An 18,677-nucleotide genomic window follows, 5' to 3' on the forward strand; every position below is an offset into this window, starting at 1 on the left:
TCAGCGCGGTCGCACGGGGAGCGCGCGCCCCGCGAGACCCCGACCGCCCGCGACGAGCGCGGCCGCGATCGCGTCGATCGCCGCGGCCGCGGCATCCGCGGGGTCGGCGACGACGACCGGCAGCCCGGTGTCGCCGCCCGCGCGCAGCGCCGGGCTGAGCGGGATCGAGCCCAGCAGTGGCACCGGTGCGTCGCCGGCGGACAGGCTCGCCGCGACGGCCGCGCCGCCGCCCGCGCCGAAAAGGTCGAGCGTCGTTCCGTCGGGGAGGGTCATCGCGGCCATGTTCTCGATGACCCCCACGACGCGCTGACCGCTCTGACGGGCGACCCGGCCGCTGCGGACGGCGACATCGGATGCGGCGGCCTGCGGCGTCGTCACGACGAGCACGTCGGCGTGGGGCAGCAGCTGCCCCACCGAGATCGCGACGTCGCCGGTGCCGGGCGGCATGTCCAGCAGGAGCACGTCGAGGTCGCCGAAGTGCACGTCGGTGAGGAACTGCTGCACGGTGCGGTGCAGCATCGGGCCGCGCCACGCGACCGCATCGGTCGCCTGCGCGCCCGGGCGCCGCAGGAACATGCCGATCGAGATCGTCTTCACGTCGTAGGCGACCGGGGGCAGCATGAGGTCGTCGATGCGCGTGGGGGAGGGCGGGAGCCCGTCGGCGTCGACGAGGCCCAGCAGGCCCGGGATCGAGAAGCCGTGTACGTCGGCGTCGACGAGGCCGACCCGCAGCCCGCGGCGGGCGAGGGCCACGGCGAGGTTCGCCGTGACGGTCGACTTGCCGACGCCCCCCTTGCCGCTCGTGACCGCGATCACCCGGGTGAGCGAGTCGGGACCGAACGGCATCGTGCGGGCGGCACGACCGCCGCGCAGGCGATCGGTCAGCGCGTGCCGCTCGTCGGGGGTCATGACGCCGACCTCGAGTCGCACGTCGCGCACGCGAGGGTCGGCGGCGGCGGCGCGCACGTCGCGCTCGATGCGGTCGGCCGCGGGGCAGCCCACGATCGTGAGCGCGATCTCGACGTGCGCGACCCCGTCCGCGACGCGCACGTCGCGGACCATGCCGAGGTCGCCGAGGGGCCGGCGCAGCTCCGGGTCGGTGACGGCGTCGACGCGCGCGCGGACGGCCTGCGCGACCGCCGCGTCGTCCTCGGAGCTCACGAGCCCGGCGCCTCGCGCTCGGACTGGTCGAGCTCCTTCAGCAGGGCCTTCAGCTCGCCCCGCAGCGTCTCCTTCGTGAGCACGCCATCGGTGAGGTCGCGCACCGCCATGCGCAGCGCCACGATCTCGCGCGCGAGGTACTCGGTGTCGGCGAGATTGCGTTCGGCGCGCTGGCGGTCCTGCTCGATCTGCACGCGGTCGCGGTCGTCCTGACGGTTCTGCGCGAGGAGGATGAGCGGCGCGGCGTAGGAGGCCTGGAGGGAGAGCACGAGAGTGAGCACCGTGAACCCGAACTCCTGCGAGTCGAAGCGCAGGATCTCCGGGGCGAGGGTGTTCCACGCGATCCATCCGACGCAGAACAGCGTGAGCCCCAGGAGGAACGCCGGGGTGCCCATGTTGCGGGCGACCCACTCGGTGAAGCGGCCGAACCGGTCGCGCGAGGGCTGGGGCGTGCGCAGCGGCGTGCGCATGCCGCCGCGGCCGCGGGGCGCGTCGAGGGCGACGGACGGGCGGCGGTTCGTACGGGCCATCAGCGCCTCCTCGGGATCGTCGTCGGGATGCTCGCCGTGTTCAGGGAGCGGGGACTCGTGGGCGGTTTGGGATCGTCCGCGTCGTGCGAGCGCCAGTCCTCCGGCAGCAGGTAGTCGAGCATGTCATCGACGCTCACGGCGCCGACGAGGCGGTGGGCGGAGTCCACCACCGGGAGCGAGACGAGGTTGTAGCTCGCGAGCAGGCGCGCCACCTCGGCGGCCGACGCCGTCGCGGGCACCGGCTCGAGCGTGTCGTCGATGATCGCGCCCAGGCGCTCGTGCGGCGGATAGCGCAGCATCCGCTGGAAGTGGACGGTGCCGAGGAGGCGCCCGGTCGGGGTCTCATAGGGCGGCAGCGTCACGAAGACGGAGGCCGCGAGCGCCGGGTGCAGCTCGTGGCGACGGATGAGGGCGAGCGCCTCGGCGATCGTCGCGTCGGCCGAGAGCACGATGGGCTCGGGCGTCATGAGGCCGCCGGCCGTGTCGGGGCTGTACTTCAGCAGCGCACGGACGTCATCGGCCTCCTCCGGCTCCATGAGGTCCAGGAGCTGCTCGAGCCGGCCCTCGGGGAGCTGGCCGAGCAGGTCGGCCGCGTCGTCGGGCTCCATCGCGTCGAGGATGTCGGCGGCGCGCTCGTCGCCGAGCTGCTCGAGGATGTGCACCTGCTCGTCCTCGGGCATCTCCTCGAGCGCGTCGGCCAGGCGGTCGTCGGGCAGCTCCTCGGCGACCTCCAGCAGTCGCTCCTCGGGGAGGTCGAGGAGCGTGTTCGCGAGGTCGGCCGGCTTCAGGTCGGCATACGTCGCGACCAGCTGCTCGGCCGACTGCGCCTGTCCGGGGGACTGCTGCTCGCGCACGTCGTGCCAGCCGGCGAAGGTCGTCGAGCCCTTGGCGAACGGCGACGCGCTCGTCTTGGGGCGGCGCAGGAACAGCTGACCGACATCCCACTCGCCCAAGCGGTTGCGCTCGATCGCGACGTCCTCGATGACGGCCTCGCCCGATCCGTCGGTGAGGAACACACGCCGGCCGACCAGCTCGGCGAGCACGCGCACCTCGCCGCCGCGCTGCTGGAAGCGGCGCACGTTGATGAGGCCGGTCGTGATGACCTGGCCGCCGGCGATCGAGGTGACCCGTCCGATGGAGAGGAATACGTGCCGTCGGCCGGGGATCTCCACGACCAGGCCCACGACCCGCGGCGGGTCGGCGGCGCGGTAGATGACGACCACGTCGCGCACCCTGCCCAGCCGGTCGCCGGCCGGGTCGAAGACCGCGCAGCCGGCCAGACGCGCGACGAATACCCTCTGCGTGCTCACCCGTCCAGCGTAGTCCCGGCCCCTGTGCCCGCAGCGGGTGCGCAGCGGTGCGCTCGCGCTCAGGGGCCACCGAGGCGCCCGTGCCAAGATGGAGCGATGAGCATGCTCGGTGGTCGCGTCCCTCCCGGTCGCGAGAACGTCGGCGAGACGGTGGCGGCGTATCCGACGTACGAGAGCGCGCAGAAGGCCGTCTCGGCGCTCATCGCCGCCGAGGTGCCCGCGCGCGACATCGCGATCGTCGGTCAGGGCCTGCGCTCGATCGAGCGCGTGACCGGGCGTCTGGGCTACGCGACCGCGGCGCGATCGGGGGCGGTCAACGGCCTGCTGCTCGGTCTGCTCTTCTCGTTCGTGTTCGTGCTGGGCATGCCCACCGCGCAGATCTCGGTATTCCTCGGCGTGCTGCTCGTGGGCGTCGCAGTCGGCATGCTCCTGAGCCTCGTGACCTACTCGATCGTCCGTCGCCGCCGCGACTTCGCCTCCGTCATGCAGGTGGCCGCCGATCACTACGAGGTGTGCGTCGCGCCGACGAGCATCGGCAAGGCGCGGCAGACCCTCGGCTCCGCCGCGTTCGCAGCGGGGGCGCCCGGCGCCGCGGCTCCCGTGCCGCCGCGACCGGTGGCGCCCACCGACGACCGGCCGCCGCAGTACGGCGAGCGCGTGGCCCCGCCGACCGGCGACGCCCAGCCGCCGGCAGCCGCAGCCCCCGACCCGGATGCGGCGCCGACCGATCGCGCGGACGCCGAGGAGACCGCGGGCGACGTCGAAGAGCCACCCCGATACGGCGAGCGCGCGCACGGATGACCGCGGTCGCGCACGTCGTCGAGGTCGCTCTGCCCGCCGGTGCGCAGCCCATCCCGCTCGACCTCGACCTCCCCGCCGACGCGTGGGCGACGATCGCGGTGACCCACGGCGCGGGGGCCGGACGCACGCACCCGTTCCTGACGGGGTTCGCCCGCGGCATGTGGGCGGCGGGCGTCGGCACGGCGCTGTTCGACCTCCCGTACCGCGCGGCGGGCCGTCGTATGCCCGGCCCCGCCGCCCACGCCGTCGCCGCGTGGGCGGCCGTCATGGCGCACCTCGACGCCGCGGACACCCCGGGCCGCCGGTGGGCGTGCGGCAAGTCCTACGGCGGCCGGATGGCCTCCGTCGCGGCCGCGGAGGGCGCGATCGCCCCCGCTGGGCTCGTCTACCTCGGCTATCCGCTGCATCCGCCCGGCCGCCCCGAGGCGCCCCGCGTCGCCCATCTGCCCGCCGTCACGGCGGCGCAGCTGTTCCTCTCGGGAACCCGCGACCCCTTCGTCGATCCGCACGTCCAGCTCGAGGATGCGGTGGCGTCGTGCCCCGACGCCGTCCTCGAGTGGGTCGAGGGCGGCGATCACTCGTTCGATGTCGCCGGGCGGCGGCGCCCCGCCGACGAGGTCGGCGAGGCGCTCGCTGCGTCCGCGGCGGCGTTCCTGCGCTCGCGCGCGTGAGGCTCAGCGCGCGTGGCGCGCGATCCAGGCCTCGACGTCGTCGGCGGTGCGAGGGATGCCGGCCGAGAGGTTCACCGGTCCGTCGGTGGTCATGAGGATGTCGTCCTCGATGCGCACGCCGATGCCGCGGTACTCCTCCGGCACGGTCAGATCGTCGACCTGGAAGTACAGCCCGGGCTCGATCGTGAAGACCATGCCGGGCTCGAGCAGCCCGTCGTAGTACATGTCGCGCCGCGCCTGCGCGCAGTCGTGCACGTCGAGACCCAGGTGGTGGCTCGTGCCGTGCACCATGTAGCGGCGATGCTGCCCGCCCCGATCCGCGTCGAGCGCCTCCTCAGCGGTGACGGGGAGCAGTCCCCACTCGGCGGTGCGCTGCGCGATGACCGCCATCGCGGCCTCGTGCACCGCGCGGAAGCGCACCCCCGGGCGCGCGGCCGCGAACGCCGCGTCGGCGGCCTCGCGCACCGTCTCGTACACGCGCCGCTGGATGTCGGTGAACCGGCCACTCACCGGCAGGGTGCGCGTGATGTCGGCGGTGTAGAGGCTGTCGACCTCGACGCCCGCGTCGATGAGGATCAGGTCGCCCGGCACGACGGAGCCGTCGTTGCGCGTCCAATGCAGGTAGCACGCGTGCGGCCCCGACGCGGCGATCGTGTCGTAGCCCTCGGCGTTGCCGTCGCTGCGGGCGCGCGCGTGGAAGACGCCCTCGACGACGCGCTCGCCGCGCGGGTGCGCGATGATGCGGGCCAGGTCGGCGACGATGTCGTCGAATCCGCGCGCCGTGACGTCGACGGCCAGCTGCAGCTGCCCGATCTCCCAGTCGTCCTTGACGAGCCGCAGCTCCGACACGAAGCGCGTGAGGTCGGCGTCGTCGTCGAGGACGCGATCGCCGTCCGCCGGAGCGAAGGCCGAGAGGTGGTCGGTCGCGAGGTCGAGATCGGCGGCCACGCCGCCAAGCGCCGGGCGCGGGCCGATCCAGAACTCGCCGATCGAGGGGTCGGCGTAGAACTCCGCGGTCTCGCGGCCCGCGCGCTCGCGGAAGTAGAGCGTCACGTCATGGCCGCCCTCGCGCGGGTCGAACACGAGCACCGCGTCGGGCTCGGCGTCGGCGCCCCATCCGGTGAGGTGCGCGAACGCCGAGTGCGCGCGGAACGGATAGTCGGTGTCGTTGCTGCGCTGCCGCAGGGCACCGGCGGGAAGGACGAGCCGGTCGCCCGGGAACGCCGCCGACACCGCGTCGCGCCGGCGCTTGGCCCACGCCGCCGCCTCGCGCCGTGGCGGCACCGACTCGGGCCGCTCGGCCCAGCCCTGCGAGATCGTGTCGAGGAACCCGCGGGGGAAGGGCTGGCGGCGATTCGTGACCGTCGTGCCGGCCGCCGCGGTGGTCTCCGGGGTGGTCGTGGAGGGCTCGGGGGCGGTGGTGACCGCGTCGTTCTCGCCGGTGGTGTCCATGACCCCCAGTCTTCCACCGGGGGCGGGCGCCGTCATCCGCCGGAGGGCTCCAGCTGCACGATGAGCGGGCGATGGTCGCTGCCGGAGCCGTCGAGGGAGCTCAGCACCGCCGAGGCGACGGGCCGCCAGTGCGGCGAGACCAGGATGTGGTCGATCGGGGCGCCCAGCAGCGCCGGGAACGACGTCGACCACGTGCCGACGCCGCCGTTGCCGGTCTCGGATGCGACGTCGTGGCACCGCCCGAGCGTGCCGCCCTCGGATCCGAGCCCCGCCATGTGGTCGAGGGTCGCGTTGAAATCGCCCGCCAGGATGACGTTCGCGCTCGCGCACTGGTCGGCGAGCCACTGCAGGTCGCTGCGCCAGCGGTCCATGTACTCCTGGCGCGGCGCCACCGCGTGTGCCGCGACGACGATCGGGCCGTCGCCGTCGACGGGCATCGCGACGGCGCTCGGCACCGTCGAGGTGTTGCTCGAGCCGTCCTGCGACGACTCGATGACCGAGTAGTCGCCGAGGGCGGGGGAGATGAGCACGGTCGTGGAGGTCGCATCCCAGCCGTCCACGCCGTACTGCCCGTATGCGGCGTGGTGCGCCCACATCGGATGGCCCATGTCGCGCATCGCGATCGCGACCGCCTCGCCGGTGTCGATCGTCGTCTCGGGCAGCGTCACGATGTCGGCCTGCATCGCGACGGCCATCTTCGCGATCGTGTCGGCCGACGTGGCCTGACCCGCGGTGTTCCAGGTCATCACGCGGATGCTGCCCTCGGTCTTGTCCGGAAGCGTGCCGCTGCCCGTCCCGCGCGCGACGATCATGCCGCCGTTGGCCACGGCCGCGACGATCGAGACGAGCGCGATGGTGAGGGCCAACGCGCGAAGCGGCCGGGCGAGGGCGAGCAGCAGCGCGAGGGCGGCGACCGCGGCGCACACGAGTGCGAGCGGCCCGCGGAAGGACACGATCTGCGCGAACGGGAACGTGCGCTCGAGGTGCAGCAGCTGCGGCCACGTCACCGCGACGGCGGCGAGTGCGAACGCGGCGGCGAAGAGAAGACCGACGAAGCGACGCACGCGACGACTCTAGGTGAGCAGTCTGGGAGACAACGCAAGACGCCGGCGTCGCCGCGATACCCTCGGAGGGTGCAGACGCGCCCCCGGTTCCACGGCCCGAGCGACCTGCACCTGCACTCGTCCGCGTCCGACGGCACCGAGCCGCCCGCGCTCGTGATGGCCGCGGCCCACCGTCACGGCCTGCGCACCGCGGCGCTCACCGATCACGACACGACCTCGGGCTGGGCCGAGGCGGCCGATGCGGCGACCTCGCTCGGAATGACCTTCGTGCCGGGGATGGAGCTGTCGTCGCGCCACCGCTGGCGCAGCATCCACCTGCTCGCTTACCTCGTCGACCCCGACGACGCGGCGCTGCGCGCGATGACCGACCGCATCCGCTCGTCGCGTCTGGATCGTGCGCGCGAGATGGCCGACCGGATCGGCCGCGACTACGACGTGGCGTGGGAGGACATCGTCGCCCAGACGTCCGACGGTGCGACGGTCGGTCGCCCGCACATCGCCGACGCGCTCGTCGCGCGGGGCGTCGTGCGCGACCGTGCCGAGGCGTTCGCGGGCATCCTCAGCCCGGCGAACGACTACTACGTCGCGCTGTACGCGCCCGACCCGGTGACCGCCGTCGAGCTGATCGTGGGGGCAGGCGGCGTCGCGATCATGGCCCATCCGGCCGGACGCGCCGGGGTGCCGGGCGACGGCCTGCTGGACGCGATGCTCGACGCGGGCCTGGCCGGCTTCGAGCTCGCCCACCGCGAGAACCTGCCGGAGGGCGTGCGCGCGCTCAAGCGGATCGTCCGCACGCGCGACCTCATCGTGACGGGTTCCAGCGACTACCACGGGCTGGGGAAGCCCAACCTGCCGGGGGAGAACACGACCTCCGACGCGATGCTCGCGCGCATCCTCGCCGGCGGGACGGGCAGCTCCGCGGTCTTCGCCTGACGGGTCCCGCGCTCAGCCGGCGGCCGGCGCGCCACCGCCCGTGCGCGAGCCGCTGCGCCGACGACGACGGCGGCGCGGGGCGGCGTTGCCGTCGTGGTGCTCGCGGCCGCCGCCGTCGTGCGTGCCGGCGCCCTCGCCGGTGCGCTCCGGAGCGGATGCGGCGCCCTCGGCAGCGCCCGTGCGGCGACGCCGGCGGCGACGGGACGCCTCGCCCGCGGGCTCGGTGCCCTCGGACGCCGGCGCGGCGGCGGGACGCTCGGCCTTCGGCGCGGTCACCAGCCGGCCCTTCGTCCCGGCCGGGATGTCGAGGTCGCTGAACAGGTGCGGGCTCGACGAGTAGGTCTCGACGGGGTCGGGCTGGCCGAACTCGAGGGCGCGGTTGATGAGGGCCCACTTGTGCAGGTCCTCCCAATCGACGAACGTCACCGCGATGCCGGTCTTGCCCGCTCGGCCGGTGCGGCCAGCGCGGTGCAGGTAGGTCTTCTCGTCGTCGGGGATGGTGTGGTTGATGACGTGCGTGACGTCGTCGACGTCGATGCCGCGCGCGGCGACGTCGGTCGCGATCAGCACGTCCTTCTTGCCCGCCTTGAAGGCGGCCATCGAGCGCTCGCGCGCCTCCTGGCTCATGTCGCCGTGCACGGCGGCGGCGTTGAACCCGCGGTCGCCCAGCTCGTCGACGAGCTTCTGCGCGGCGCGCTTGGTGCGCGTGAAGATGACGGTCTTGCCGCGGCCCTCGGCCTGGAGGATGCGCGCGATGACCTCGTCCTTGTCGAGCGAGTGGGCCCGGTACACGAGGTGCCGGATGTTCGCCTGGGTGAGGCCCTCGTCGGGGTCGTTCGCGCGGATGTGGATCGGGTTCGACATGAAGCGGCGAGCGAGCGCGACGATCGGCCCCGGCATCGTGGCGGAGAACAGCTGCGTGTGGCGGATCGCCGGCACCTTCGTGAAGATCTTCTCGATGTCGGCGAGGAAGCCGAGGTCGAGCATCTTGTCAGCCTCGTCGAGCACGACCTCCGTCGCGTTCGAGAGGTCGAGCAGGCGCTGATTGTTCAGGTCGATGAGTCGCCCGGGGGTGCCGACGACGATCTGCGCGCCGGCCTTCAGCTGGTCGATCTGGCCCTCGTAGGCCTTACCGCCGTAGATGGCCACGACGCTCGTCGCGCGGCCGGAGGTGAGCATGTCCATGTCCTCGTAGACCTGGACCGCGAGCTCGCGCGTGGGCACGACGATGAGCGCCTTCACGCCCGGCTCGGGGTTCTGGCCGAGACGCTGGACGACCGGGATCCCGAAGCCGAACGTCTTGCCGGTTCCGGTCTTGGCCTGCCCGATGATGTCCTGGCCCGGCAGGCCGAGCGGGATGGTCTGCTCCTGGATGGGGAACGCGTCCACGATGCCGCGTGCCGCGAGCACGTCGACGATGTCCTGATCCACGCCGAGCTCGGCGAAAGTCGTCACGATGTACACCTGTCCGGCGGGCGATCGCCGCCTTGGTCGAAGGTCCACGCCCTTCCACTGTCCACAGGCGCGGGGCCCCGATCCGATGCCGGGGCATGTCCAGGATACCGGGGCCGCGCACCGGTGCCGGCCGCGCCCTAGGCTGGGGGTCGTGTTCGAGTGGTTCCGTCGGCGTCGCCGGCCCGAAGGGCGAGCGCTGCAGCTGCGCTCGCGCGGAGACCTCGGCGACGCGACCCGCGTGGATTTCGAAGAGCTCGCGCCCGACATCGAGACCTACCTCGGTCAGGCCGCGTATCTGCAGCTCGGCTTCTTCGAGACGCTGAGCGAGCTGATCGCCTCCACGCCCGAGCTGGCTCAGAAGGAGTCGCTCTCGCGCGCCGCGGGCGCTGCCCTGCGCAAGCACGAGGAGCTCGTCGCGCTCATCCGCGAGCGGGACCTGGAGCCCACGGCCCTCATGCTGCCCTTCCGCGAGCAGCTCGATGCGTTCCGGCGCGCGACGCACGGCGTGCGCCCGCAGGAGACGATGCTCTCGGTGCACATCACCGCGGGCATGCTCGACGACTTCTACCTCGCGCTGTCGGCGAGCTACGGCGACACGGGCCGACGCGTCGCGCGCATCCTGCAGGCCGACAGCGACCGGCAGGCGATCGTCGAGATCACGAAGGAGACGATCGCGAGCGACCCGGAGTGGGCGTCGCTGCTCGCGCTGTGGGGACGGCGCCTCGTGGGCGACACGCTGCTCGTCGCGCGATCGGCGCTGCGCACGCGCGCCCTCGACGAGGCGGAGGAGGCGCGCGTGGAGCCCGTCTTCACCGAGCTCATGGGCGCGCACTCGCGCCGGATGGACGCGATGGGCCTGGCGGCCTGACCCCGCGTCCCCCGCGCTGCGTCAGCGCGTGCGCAGACGCGCCTGCACGGCGGCGTCGCGGCGCGCACGCACGCTCGACAGCGCGATGCCCACGGGCACGGTGACCACCGCAGGGAGCACGATGGCCGACAGCCACAGCAGCGGGTTGTCGGCACCCCAGCCCGCCCAGGTCAGCGCCGTCCACACGACCGCGCCCACCGCCGCCCCGATCAGCGGCAGCAGCGCGACGCCGCGTGTCGGGCGGGCGGGCACGGCGAAGTGCACGGCGATGCCGACCGCCGTGCCGAAGAGGATGCCGAGGAGGATCTGCACGAGGTCCGCTCCGACGGGATCAGGCGACGAAGCCGACGCGGCGGGACTCCTCGGTGCCGACCTCGACGAAGGCCAGCCCGGCGGTGGGGACGATGTAGGAGTTGCCCTTGGAATCGGTGAAGGTCACATGGCTCGCGGCGGCGTCCAGCGCGTCGGTGACGGCCTTCTTCACCGACTCGGCGGACTCGGAGCTCTCGAAGGTGAGCTCGCGGCCGGTGTTGGCGATTCCGATGCGGATGTCCACGGGTACTGCCTTCCTGCCGGGGTCCTCCCGGCGCCTCGTCACCGAGCCTAGCCGCCGCCCGCGCGGCGCCCGGCCGTGATTGCCACGCTCTGGGCGAACGGTGTCGGCGGCGCCGGGTACCGTGTCGGTCATGGCATCGGAGGGAGTGTTCGTCGCGGACGCGCACCTCGATCCGTCGCAGCGCGCCGTCGCCGGTCTGCCGATCGGCGCGTCCGGCGTCGTGGCGGGTGCACCCGGCTCGGGCAAGACCGCATCGCTCGTCGCGCGCGTGCGCGCCCTCGTGGCCGCGGGCCTCGCCGTCGACGATCTCGTCGTGCTCACCCCCTCGCGCTCGGCCGCCACGGCCCTGCGCGATCCGCTCGGACTGGCGATCGACGCGGCCACCGCCGGCCCCCTCGCGCGGTCGGTCGCCTCGTTCGCGTACCACCTCGTGCGCGGCGCCGAGGTGCACCGCGGCGGGGAGCCGCCGCAGCTGCTGACGGGTGCCGACGAGGACCAGATCGTGCAGGACCTCCTCGCCGGCGACGTCGAAGACGAGGCGGCGGGGATGCGGCGCTGGCCGGACGACCTGCCCGCGGCGCTCCGCGCGACGCGAGGCTTCCGCAGCGACGTGCGCGCCTTCCTCGCCGAATGCACGACGCTCGGAATCGGCCCCGATGCGCTCGACGCCCTCGCCGCCCGGCACGACGTGCCCGCGTGGCGTGCGATGGCCTCGTTCGCGCGCGACTACGCGCGGGTGCGGTCCGACATGCGCGGCGCGCATCGCGACGCGGCGGGGCTCGTCCTCGAGGCCACCCAGATCCTGCGCACCGCGGAGCCCGCCCTGCTCGGACGCTTCGCGTCGCTGCGCGTCATCCTGGTCGACGATGCGCAGGAGCTGACCGCCGGCGGCGTCGCCCTGCTGGAGGCCTGTCGCGCGCGCGGCATCGCCGTGCTCGCATGGGGCGACCCGGACGTCGGATCCGGCGCATTCCGCGGCGCGACGCCGGAGAACTTCGCGCGGCTCGCCGCGACGCTCGGGACCGTCCTCGTCCTCGCCGACGTGCACCGCGGATCCGGTCCGCTCGTCGACCTCGTCCGCACGGTGACCTCGCGCATCGGCGCCGCCGGCGTCGTCGCCCATCGCCGCGCGCCGGAGGGGCGGACGGGCGAAGAGGTGCGCACGTTCGTGCTGCGCTCGCCCGCGGAGGAGATCGACCTCATCGCGCGGCTGCTGCGCGAGCGGCACGTGCGCGACGGCGTGCCGTGGCGCTCGTGCGCCGTGATCGCGCACGACACACGCCAGGTGGTCGCCCTCGAGAGCGAGCTGGTCGCGCGCGACGTGCCGGCCCGCGCGAGCGGGCCCGCCCGCGCTCTCGGGGACCCGCGGCCGGTGCGCGACCTGCTCGATCTCGTCGACCTCGCCGCGCAGGATCCGGGCGAGTGGTCGCCCGAGCGCCTCGCCGATGCGCTGACGGGACTGTTCGGGGGCCTCGACCCGGTGGAGCTGCGCCGCGTGCGGATGCAGCTGCGCGCGGCCGAGATCGGCGACGGCGGCGAGCGGCCCGCCGCCGAGCTGCTCGTCTCGGCGATGCGGCACCCGCTGGAATTCGAGGCGCTCGACACACGGGAGGCCCGCCGCGCGGCCCGCAGCGCGGAGACGCTCGCGATGCTGCGCACCGGCTGGGAGCAGGGCGCCACGGCGCACGAGCTGCTGTGGACCGCGTGGGAGCGCAGCGGCCTCGCGCGGCCGTGGCGCGAGGCGGCCGCCGGAACCGGTCCGCTCGCCGCGCAGGCGGGTCGCGACCTCGACGCGCTCGTGGCGCTGTTCCAAGCCGCCAAGCGCTTCGGCGAGCGCCAGCCGGGGGAGCCGGCGGCCAGCTTCATCCGCGCGGTGCGCGACAGCGATGTCGCGGAGGACCGGCTGGACGACGACGGGCGCGCCGACGCGGTCGCGGTGCTGACGCCGGCCGGCGCCGCCGGGCGCGCGTTCGACACCGTCGTCGTGGCGGGCGTGCAAGACGGCGTGTGGCCCAACACGCGCATCCGCGGCGGCCTGCTCCAGACATGGCGCCTCACCGACGCCGTCCTGCACCCGGACGCGCCGGTCGCGGGAGTGCTCGACCGCCGTCGGCAGGCGATGCACGACGAGCTGCGCCTGTTCGCTCGGTCGGTGTCGCGAGCGGCGCACCGGCTCGTCGTGACGGCGGTCGATGACGACGACACCGGTCCGAGCGTGCTGTTCGAGCTGCTGCCGTCGCCGCAGCCGCCCTCGGCGGTGCCGGAGCATCCGCTCTCGCTGCGCGGGCTCGCGGCGGAGCACCGGAGGACGCTCACCTCGCGTGCGTCCTCCGCCGCACAGCGACGGGACGCGGCGGGGCAGCTGGCCGTGCTTGCGCAGGCCGGCGTCGCCGGGGCCGACCCGGCGTCGTGGTACGGGCTGCTGGCCCCGACCTCGACCGCGCCGCTGCGCGATCTCGACGTCGAGCCCGTCCGGGTGTCGCCCTCGCGCCTGCACGCGCTCGAGGAGTGTCAGCTGGACTGGGTGATCGCCGATCTGGGCGGCGACCGGCAAGGCACCACCGCAGGCATCGGCACCGTCCTGCACGCGGCGCTGGAGACCGGCGACGGTGCCGACGAAGAGACCCTGTGGGCGCGCGTCATGGAGCGCTGGGGTGAGCTGGAGTTCGAGGCCGCGTGGCGCGAGCGCGCCGAGCGGGCGCGGGCGCGCGACCTGGTACGACGGCTCGCGCTGTACCTCCGTCACTTCGAGCAGGCCGGCGGACGCCTCGTGGGCGCCGAACGCCACTTCGACGTGCCGGTGCCGGTCTCCGCTCCCGGCGCCCACGGCGCGGTCCTCAGCGGCGACATCGACCGCGTCGAGGTCACGCGCGAGGGCGCGGTCGTGATCGTCGACCTGAAGACCGGCAAGGCCGAGCCGCAGACCGACGCGAAGGTCGCCGATCATCCGCAGCTCGCCGCATACCAGCTCGCCCACGAGGCGGGCGCGATCGAGTCGGTCGCCGGGCTGCCGGCGGGGGGCGCGAAGCTGCTGGTGCTGCGCCCGACCGCGGCCCGGGCCGACTACGCCACTCCCACGCAGCAGCCCTTCGACGACGAGCGGCGCGCGGCGTTCCTCGCGCGCGTCGATGCGGCCGTCTCGGTCATGCGCGGCACGTCCTTCGAGGCCGCATACGAGGAGCACTGCCGCGACGACCACTCGTACGGGCTCTGCCGCATCCACACGATCGCGGCGGTGAGCGCGTCGTGACCCGTCCCGTCCCGGCCGCGACGATCGCGGCCGCGCTCGGCCAGTTCGCCCCCACGCCGGAGCAGACCGCCGTGATCGAGGCGCCGCTCGCGCCCGCACTCGTCGTCGCCGGCGCGGGCAGCGGCAAGACCGAGACGATGGCCGGGCGCGTGGTGTGGCTCGTCGCCAACGGACTCGTGCGCCGTGACGAGGTGCTCGGACTGACGTTCACGCGCAAGGCCGCGGGCGAGCTCGCCGAGCGCATCGCGCGGCGCCTCCAGCGTCTGTCCGAGTTCGAGCGGCGCGGGCTGCTGCCGCTGCTGCCGGAGCTGCACGCGGCCGGCGAGCTCGACGTGTTCGCGCGGCTGGGCGAGGGCGCTCGCGCCGACGCGGAGCGCGCCGGGATCCTCGACGCGCTCGCGGCGCGGCATGGGGCCGCTGCAGCGCTCGTCGACCCGGACGAGCTGCTGCACCGCCCGACCGTGTCGACGTACAACAGCTTCGCCGACGGCATCGTGCGCGAGCACGGCGTGCGCATCGGGCAGGACGGCGAGTCGGCGGTGCTGTCGGAGTCGGCGGCGTGGCTGCTCATGCGTCGCGTCGTGTTCGCCTCCGACGACCCGCGGCTCGAGGGACGGAACGAGGCCCCCCGCACGATCATCGACGCAGCCCTGCGCGTCGCCCGCGACGCGGTCGACAACCTGGTCGACCTCGACGCCCTCGCCGCCTTCCCGGCCGCGTTCTCCCGCGTCCTCGACCTTCCCTCCACGCGCAAGGGGACGGTCGTGTACAAGGACGTCCTCGACGCCGAGCGGCGCGTGTCGGCGCTGTCGCTCCTGGCCGACCTCGCCCGCGACTACGCGCGCGAGAAGCAGCGGCGCGGCGTCATCGACTTCGCCGATCAGGTCGCCGGCGCGCTGCGCATCGTGCGTGATCATCCCGCCGTGGGGGCGGAGATCCGCGACCGCTATCGCGTCGTGCTCCTCGACGAGTACCAGGACACGTCCGTCGTGCAGACCGACCTGCTCGCGATCCTGTTCGCCGGCACCGGCGTCATGGCCGTCGGCGACCCGCACCAGGCGATCTACGCGTGGCGCGGGGCGAGCGCGGGCAACCTCGCCGGCTTCCCGGCGGCGTTCGCGCCGGATGGCGAGTGCGCGCGCTTCGCCCTGCTGACGAGCTGGCGCAACAGCTCGCGGGTCCTGGATGCGGCGAACGCGGTGCTCGCGCCCCTCGCGGCCGGTGCGGCGGTGCGCGTCGACGGCCTGCGCCCACGTCCCGGCGCCCCCGCGGGAGAGGTCGAGGCGGTGTTCGAGGCGAGCCTCGAGGACGAGGCCGACCGCGTCGCGGCGTGGTTCGCGGGGGTGCGCGCGGCGCGGGCCGCCGACGGGCGGCCCACGACCGGGGCCGTGCTGTTCCGCAGCAAGAAGCACATGGTGCGTTTCGGCGATGCCCTGTCGGCTCGCGGCATCCCGCATCGCATCCTGGGGCTCGGCGGCCTGCTGTCCACCCCCGAGGTCGTGGACGTCGTCGCCGTCCTCCGGGTGCTCAGCGACCCCGACGCGGGCTCGGCGCTGCTGCGGCTGCTCGCGGGGCCGCGCTGGGCGATCGGGCTCGCCGACCTGCGCGCACTCGCACTCCTCGCCCGCCGTCTCGCGACGCACGACGCGGCGCTGCGCCCGCTCGGCCCGGAGGTCGCCGAGCGGCTCCGCAGCATCCCGGGGGCCGACCGTGCGTCGCTCGTCGACGCGCTCGACTTCGTCGCGCGACAGCCCGACGGGCACACGTGGCTCGCCGGCTTCACGCCCGCCGCACGAGAACGCCTGCGCGAGGCGGGCGCGGTGTTCGCGGGACTCCGCCGCGCCGCCGGCGCACCGATCCCCGAGCTCATCCGGCTCATCGAGGCGGAGCTGCGGCTGGACGTCGAGCTCGCCGCGAACGAGGCGCGCGGCCCGGCCCGCATCGCGTCGGCGCAGCTGCGCGCGTTCGTCGACGAGATCTCCGGCTTCCTCGCCGCCGACGACTCGGGTTCGCTTGCGAGCCTCGTCGCATGGCTCGACCACGCCGAGCGCCTCGATGAGTTCGCGCCGCGCACCGAGCCGCCCGAGGACGACGTCGTCCAGCTCCTCACGATCCACGGTTCGAAGGGTCTCGAGTGGGACGCGGTGGCGGTCGTGCGCCTCGTCACCGACGAGTTGCCGACGCTCGCGCGGGACACCGCGGGCTGGCTGGGCTTCGGGCAGCTGCCGGCGGAGTTCCGCGGCGACGCCCCGTGGCTGCCCGACCTCGCGTGGCGCGGGGCGCAGACCCAGCAGGAGCTCAAGGCCGCGATGGAGGCGTATGTCGACGCCAACCGTCGCCGTCAGCGCGACGAGGATCGCCGGCTCGCCTACGTCGCCGTCACCCGCGCGCGCGATCATCTGCTGCTGTCCGGATCGAGCTGGGCGGGGACGAAGCGGCCTCGCGAGCAGAGCGTCTTCCTGCGCGAGATGGCCGACGCGCTCGCGCTCGACCTCCCCGTCGCGGATCCGGGAGAGGATCCGCTCGCCGGCCGTCGGCGCGTGCTGCACTGGCCGCTCGACCCGCTCGGCGCGCGACGGGTCGCCGTCACCGCAGCCGCCGACGCGGTCGCCCGAGCGCGCGAGGAGCCGCTTCCCGAACCGTCGGCGGACGCCGCGCTGCTCCTCGCCGAGCGTGCGGCGCGCGCTCGCCCGCGCGAGCGCGTCGCCCCCGTGCGCCTGCCGGCCTCCCGGGTCAAGGAGTTCGTCGCCGACTACCGTCGGGCCGTCGCCGAGCTCGACCGCCCGATGCCCGAGCGGCCGTACCGGCAGACCCGGCTGGGCACCCTCTTCCACGCGTGGGTGGAGCGCCGCTCCGGGATCGTCGGGGCCGCGCCCGGGCTCGATGACGCGCTGTGGGACGACGCCCTGTGGAATGACGACGAGGCGGTCGACGGCTCACCGGCCGACGTCGACGACCTCCGTCGCCTGCAGGAGCGGTTCGAGCGGTCGGAGTGGGCCGACCTGCAGCCGCTCGAGGTCGAGACCGAGATCGACTACGTCACGACGGACATCGACGGCCGGCCTCACATCGTCATCTGCAAGCTCGACGCGGTCTACCGTCGCGGTGAGCGCATCGAGATCGTCGACTGGAAGACGGGCCGCCCGCCGCGCACGGAGGCGGAGCGGCGCGAACGCATGCTGCAGCTCGAGCTGTACCGCGAGGCCTACGCGCAGCGGCACGGCGTGCCGCGCTCGGCGATCGACGTCGCGCTGTACTACGTCGCGGACGACCTCATCCTCCGGAACTGACGCGCGGATCGGCGTCGCCGCCCCACCAGCGCAGCGCTGCGCGCGAGGCGCGCTCGGCTTCGTCGTGCACGTCGCGGTCGTCCAGCTCGTCTCCCGTGTCCTCCGGGGAGGTGAGCGCGGGGGCGCCCGGGCCGTCGTCGTCGCGCTCCGGACCGTCGTGCGCGGCCGCAGACCAGCCGGCGAGATCGATCGGCGCGGTCTCGCCCTCCTCCGGCCGGCGGAGATCCGACAGCCCGAAGTCCGGCGCGGCGTCCGCACCCTCCGCCCGCTCGCGCTCGTCGGCGAGGAACAGCGACAGCTGAGCGGGGTCGTACGTGTCGGTCTGCATCGACGTCGCCCCGGCACTGTCGTCGGCCGGCGCGGACATGCCCTCGGCGAACGCCATCGCCGTGTCGACGTCGACGGACACGTCGGGCACGAGCCGGTCGCCGCGCACGCCGTCGGCGAGGGCCGTGAGCAGGGCGGTCGCGTCGGCGACCACGGCGTCGTCGCCGCGCTCCACGCCGTGCACGAGCCAGCGGGCGAATTCGAGCTCGGCGTACAGGCGCGCCCGCTCGCGCACGAGCGCATCCGGCGCCCGCGTGGCGCCCGCGGTGTAACCCGCGAAGACGTCGTCGGCTGCGTCCGGCGCCGACGCGAGCCAGCGCAGGTCGATCGCGGGGTCGCCGACGCTGAGCCCCGCCCATTCGAGCACTCCGACGACGCGCACGTCGTCGCCGGAGTCCTCGAGGAGGAACGCCGATGAGCTGGCCCCGCCGAGGACCACGGCGGACTCGAAGCGCCACAGATCGTCGGACTCCCACGCGCGGCGCCAGCGCTCCACGAGCGCGTCCGGCGCCTGCCGGGTCGCGTCCACGCGATCCAGTAGTCGCTCGACGTCGTCGCGCACCTGCGCGGGCGTGCGCACGGGCAGTCCGTCGGTGCGCACGACCGAGGGCGGCAGAGCGTGCACGGCGGCGATCGCCGCGCCCAACGCGGTCGCGACACCCCGTCCCCGGGGCACATGCTGAGGCTCGACGCGGTATCCCGGGAGACGGTCGACCACGAGGGTGCGCGCCGTGCCCGATCCCGCCTCGCCGATGACCTCGGGGGCGCGGAACGGCAGCAGCGCGCGCACACCCGGCGTGAGCGCCACGAGCGCCCGCGACTCCGCGGCGAGGTCGGCCGCGGCGTCCTCGTCCGCAGGCATCCGCACGACGGCCTCGCGGCCGTCCTCCAGGCGCAGCACCGCTGCGTCGAACCGGCCGGCGCCGTTCTCGGTCAGTCCGGCCGCCCCGACCACTCCCGTGCGCGGCAGAGCCGCCGTCGCGGACGCGGCTAGAGTGAAGGGAGAGCG

15 protein-coding genes are annotated in these 18,677 nt (G+C 74.4%); 6 read left to right on the forward strand and 9 right to left on the reverse strand.

Annotated elements, in window-relative coordinates:
- The 3 genes from EI169_RS07040 to EI169_RS07050 are packed head-to-tail and all read right to left on the reverse strand — an operon-like array spanning position 1 to position 3,001.
- Positions 1 to 1,161: a P-loop NTPase gene (locus tag EI169_RS07040; protein ID WP_240640698.1), complete on the reverse strand. Its 1,161-nt coding sequence runs from the start codon at positions 1,159 to 1,161 to the stop codon at positions 1 to 3.
- Positions 1,158 to 1,691 carry a DUF1003 domain-containing protein gene (locus tag EI169_RS07045; RefSeq protein ID WP_125131701.1) on the reverse strand — a complete coding sequence of 178 codons (534 nt, stop codon included), beginning with the start codon at positions 1,689 to 1,691 and terminating at the stop codon, positions 1,158 to 1,160. The genes EI169_RS07040 and EI169_RS07045 overlap by 4 nt, the downstream gene beginning before the upstream one ends.
- Positions 1,691 to 3,001 carry a CBS domain-containing protein gene (locus EI169_RS07050; protein WP_240640699.1) on the reverse strand — a complete coding sequence of 437 codons (1,311 nt, stop codon included), beginning with the start codon at positions 2,999 to 3,001 and terminating at the stop codon, positions 1,691 to 1,693. Before EI169_RS07050 ends, EI169_RS07045 begins: the two co-directional genes overlap by 1 nt.
- 96 nt (positions 3,002 to 3,097) lie before the next feature.
- Between EI169_RS07050 and EI169_RS07055 the strand changes: the two genes are divergently transcribed.
- Both EI169_RS07055 and EI169_RS07060 read left to right on the forward strand, forming a co-directional pair.
- Positions 3,098 to 3,802: a general stress protein gene (locus tag EI169_RS07055; protein ID WP_125131702.1), complete on the forward strand. Its 705-nt coding sequence runs from the start codon at positions 3,098 to 3,100 to the stop codon at positions 3,800 to 3,802.
- Positions 3,799 to 4,473, forward strand: a complete 675-nt coding sequence (locus EI169_RS07060; RefSeq protein ID WP_125131703.1) for an alpha/beta family hydrolase — start codon at positions 3,799 to 3,801, stop codon at positions 4,471 to 4,473. Before EI169_RS07055 ends, EI169_RS07060 begins: the two co-directional genes overlap by 4 nt.
- Before the next feature lie 3 nt (positions 4,474 to 4,476).
- Here the strand turns inward: EI169_RS07060 and EI169_RS07065 are convergent, their stop codons facing one another.
- Together EI169_RS07065 and EI169_RS07070 are read right to left on the reverse strand one after the other, a co-directional pair.
- A complete protein-coding gene (locus EI169_RS07065; protein ID WP_125131704.1) occupies positions 4,477 to 5,925 on the reverse strand; it encodes an aminopeptidase P family protein in 1,449 nt (482 codons plus the stop codon).
- Between the two features lie 32 nt (positions 5,926 to 5,957).
- Positions 5,958 to 6,989: an endonuclease/exonuclease/phosphatase family protein gene (locus EI169_RS07070; protein ID WP_125131705.1), complete on the reverse strand. Its 1,032-nt coding sequence runs from the start codon at positions 6,987 to 6,989 to the stop codon at positions 5,958 to 5,960.
- Between the two features lie 69 nt (positions 6,990 to 7,058).
- Here EI169_RS07070 and EI169_RS07075 point away from each other — a divergent pair, with 69 nt between their 5' ends.
- Complete coding sequence (locus EI169_RS07075; protein ID WP_125131706.1) at positions 7,059 to 7,922, forward strand: PHP domain-containing protein; 864 nt, start codon at positions 7,059 to 7,061, stop codon at positions 7,920 to 7,922.
- 12 nt (positions 7,923 to 7,934) lie between these two features.
- Here the strand turns inward: EI169_RS07075 and EI169_RS07080 are convergent, their stop codons facing one another.
- Entirely contained in the window at positions 7,935 to 9,377 is a 1,443-nt protein-coding gene (locus EI169_RS07080; protein ID WP_125131707.1) for a DEAD/DEAH box helicase, read from the reverse strand.
- Positions 9,378 to 9,528: 151 nt separating this feature from the next.
- On the opposite strand from EI169_RS07080, the gene EI169_RS07085 reads away from it, so the two are divergent.
- On the forward strand, positions 9,529 to 10,245 hold the full coding sequence (locus tag EI169_RS07085) for a ferritin-like fold-containing protein (RefSeq protein ID WP_205783894.1): 717 nt from the start codon (positions 9,529 to 9,531) through the stop codon (positions 10,243 to 10,245).
- Between the two features lie 21 nt (positions 10,246 to 10,266).
- Here the strand turns inward: EI169_RS07085 and EI169_RS07090 are convergent, their stop codons facing one another.
- Together EI169_RS07090 and EI169_RS07095 are read right to left on the reverse strand one after the other, a co-directional pair.
- Complete coding sequence (locus EI169_RS07090) at positions 10,267 to 10,557, reverse strand: hypothetical protein (protein WP_125131708.1); 291 nt, start codon at positions 10,555 to 10,557, stop codon at positions 10,267 to 10,269.
- A 19-nt stretch (positions 10,558 to 10,576) separates the two neighbouring features.
- Positions 10,577 to 10,801, reverse strand: a complete 225-nt coding sequence (locus tag EI169_RS07095) for a DUF3107 domain-containing protein (RefSeq protein ID WP_125131709.1) — start codon at positions 10,799 to 10,801, stop codon at positions 10,577 to 10,579.
- Between the two features lie 130 nt (positions 10,802 to 10,931).
- On the opposite strand from EI169_RS07095, the gene EI169_RS07100 reads away from it, so the two are divergent.
- Positions 10,932 to 14,051 carry an ATP-dependent DNA helicase gene (locus EI169_RS07100; RefSeq protein ID WP_125131710.1) on the forward strand — a complete coding sequence of 1,040 codons (3,120 nt, stop codon included), beginning with the start codon at positions 10,932 to 10,934 and terminating at the stop codon, positions 14,049 to 14,051.
- A complete protein-coding gene (locus EI169_RS07105; RefSeq protein ID WP_125131711.1) occupies positions 14,048 to 17,341 on the forward strand; it encodes an ATP-dependent DNA helicase in 3,294 nt (1,097 codons plus the stop codon). Before EI169_RS07100 ends, EI169_RS07105 begins: the two co-directional genes overlap by 4 nt.
- On the opposite strand, the gene EI169_RS07110 is transcribed toward EI169_RS07105, so the two are convergent.
- On the reverse strand, positions 17,325 to 18,623 hold the full coding sequence (locus tag EI169_RS07110) for a phosphotransferase (protein WP_240640700.1): 1,299 nt from the start codon (positions 18,621 to 18,623) through the stop codon (positions 17,325 to 17,327). The two genes, EI169_RS07105 and EI169_RS07110, sit on opposite strands and share 17 nt — an antisense overlap.
- Positions 18,624 to 18,677: the final 54 nt, after the last annotated feature.

The organism is Microbacterium sp. 10M-3C3 (genome assembly GCF_003931875.1).
Taxonomy (GTDB): Bacteria; Actinomycetota; Actinomycetes; order Actinomycetales; family Microbacteriaceae; genus Microbacterium.